The 1,856-nt window shown below is 73.7% G+C and carries 2 protein-coding genes; both read left to right on the top strand.

Annotation, left to right across the window (positions count from 1 at the left end):
• Positions 1-97 precede the first annotated feature (97 nt).
• The gene (gene rfbD / locus Q0112_RS10360; RefSeq protein ID WP_297974857.1) at positions 98-973 is read left to right on the top strand and encodes a dTDP-4-dehydrorhamnose reductase; all 876 of its coding nucleotides are present in this window, start codon (positions 98-100) and stop codon (positions 971-973) included.
• Positions 970-1,848, top strand: coding sequence for a glucose-1-phosphate thymidylyltransferase RfbA (gene rfbA / locus Q0112_RS10365; protein ID WP_297974859.1), 879 nt, complete (start codon positions 970-972; stop codon positions 1,846-1,848). Before rfbD ends, rfbA begins: the two co-directional genes overlap by 4 nt.
• Positions 1,849-1,856: the final 8 nt, after the last annotated feature.

Below are 1,856 nucleotides of genomic sequence, written 5' to 3' on the forward strand. Positions count from 1 at the left end.
GGGGGCGGGGCGGGCGCTGCCCGGGGCCGGGGCCCCGGACGGGACAGGCGGGGAAGGCGCGACCCTTCGTTGCCGGTCGCGCGAGCTGCGGCGCCTGATGCGGGCCCTGGTCTTCGGCGAGAGCGGGCAGGTGGCCCGCGAACTGGCCCGCGTGGCCGCGGTGCGCGGGATCGAGGCGAGGTTCCTCGGGCGCGGGGCGGCGGATCTCGCCGACCCGGAGGCCTGCGCCCGGGCGGTGCGCGCCGCGGAGGCGGACGTGGTCGTCAATGCCGCGGCCTACACCCAGGTCGACCAGGCGGAGGACGAGCCGGGGCTGGCGGAGACCGTGAACGCCGCCGCGCCCGGCGCCATCGCCGCCGCGGCATCGGCGCGCGGAGTGCCGCTGCTGCATGTCTCGACCGACTATGTCTTCGACGGCCGGGCGGGCCGGCCGTGGCGCGAGGGGGACGAGACCGGTCCGCTCAGCGTCTACGGCGCGAGCAAGCTCGCCGGGGAGCGGCTGGTGGCGGCGGGGAACCCTGACCACACCATCCTGCGCACCGCCTGGGTCTTCTCCGGGCACGGGCGGAACTTCGTGCGCACCATGCTCACCGTCGGGCGCGGGCGCGGGGAGATGCGCGTGGTGGGCGACCAGCGCGGCTGCCCGACCTGGGCCGGCGACATCGCCGCGGCCCTCTGGACGATCGCCGCCGCCTGGACCGCGGGGCGGGGCAGGGCGGGCGTCTTCCATTACGCCGGCGCGCCGGCGGTCAGCTGGGCCGAGTTCGCCGAGGCGATCTTCGCCCGCAGCGGATGGCCTGACCGGCCGCGGGTGGTGCCGATCGCCACGCGCGAATGGCCGACGAAGGCGCGGCGGCCGGCGAATTCGGTCCTCGACTGCGCGGCGATCGACGCGGCCTACGGCCTCGCGCAGCCGGACTGGCGCGAGGCGCTCGACGGGGTCGTTGCCGAGATCGGGAGGGCGCAGGGATGACCGGGCGCAAGGGGATCATCCTGGCCGGCGGGTCCGGCACGCGGCTCTATCCGATCACGCACTCGCTCTCGAAGCAGCTGCTGCCGCTCTACAACAAGCCGATGATCTACTATCCGCTCTCGGCGCTGATGCTCGGTGGGATTCGCGAGATCGTCATCATCACCACGCCCGAGGACCAGGAGCAGTTCCGCCGGCTGCTCAAGGACGGGTCGCAGTGGGGGATGCACTTCGAATACGTGACCCAGCCGCGGCCGGAGGGGCTGGCGCAGGCCTATGTGCTGGCCGAGGCGTTCCTCGACGGGGCGGCCTCGACCATGGTGCTCGGCGACAACATCTTCTTCGGGCACGACCTGCCGGCGATGCTGAAGCGGGCCGGGGCGCGCGAGGAGGGCGGGACGGTCTTCGGCTACCATGTGGCCGATCCCGAGCGCTACGGGGTGGTCGAGTTCGACAGGAGCGGCCGGGTGCTGTCGATCGAGGAGAAGCCGGACCGGCCGAAGTCGAGCTTCGCGGTGACCGGCATCTACGTGCTCGACGGCAGCGCGCCGGAGCGGGCGCGCAAGCTGCGGCCGAGCGCGCGGGGCGAGCTCGAGATCGTCGACGTCCTCAACGGCTACCTCGCCGACGGGCTGCTCCGGGTCGAGCGCATGGGGCGCGGCTTCGCCTGGCTCGACACCGGGACCCACGCGAGCCTTCTCGATGCCGGCAACTTCGTGCGGACGATCGAGGAGCGGCAGAACTTCATGATCGGCTGCCCGGAGGAGATCGCCTTCGCCGAGGGATGGATCGACGCGGCCGTGCTGCGGGCGCTGGCCGAGCCCTACCTCAAGACCGAGTACGGGCGCTACCTCGTCCGCGTCGCCGAGGGCGGATAGGCGGGGCC

The sequence above is a fragment of the uncultured Amaricoccus sp. genome (genome assembly GCF_937858865.1).
In the GTDB taxonomy this organism is placed as follows: Bacteria; Pseudomonadota; Alphaproteobacteria; order Rhodobacterales; family Rhodobacteraceae; genus Amaricoccus.

Bases quoted from the DNA above. Each gene is read 5' to 3' on its own strand.
- rfbA (WP_297974859.1), top strand. From the start codon at position 970: ATGACCGGGCGCAAGGGGATCATCCTGGCCGGCGGGTCCGGCACGCGG.
- rfbD (WP_297974857.1), top strand. From the start codon at position 98: ATGCGGGCCCTGGTCTTCGGCGAGAGCGGGCAGGTGGCCCGCGAACTG.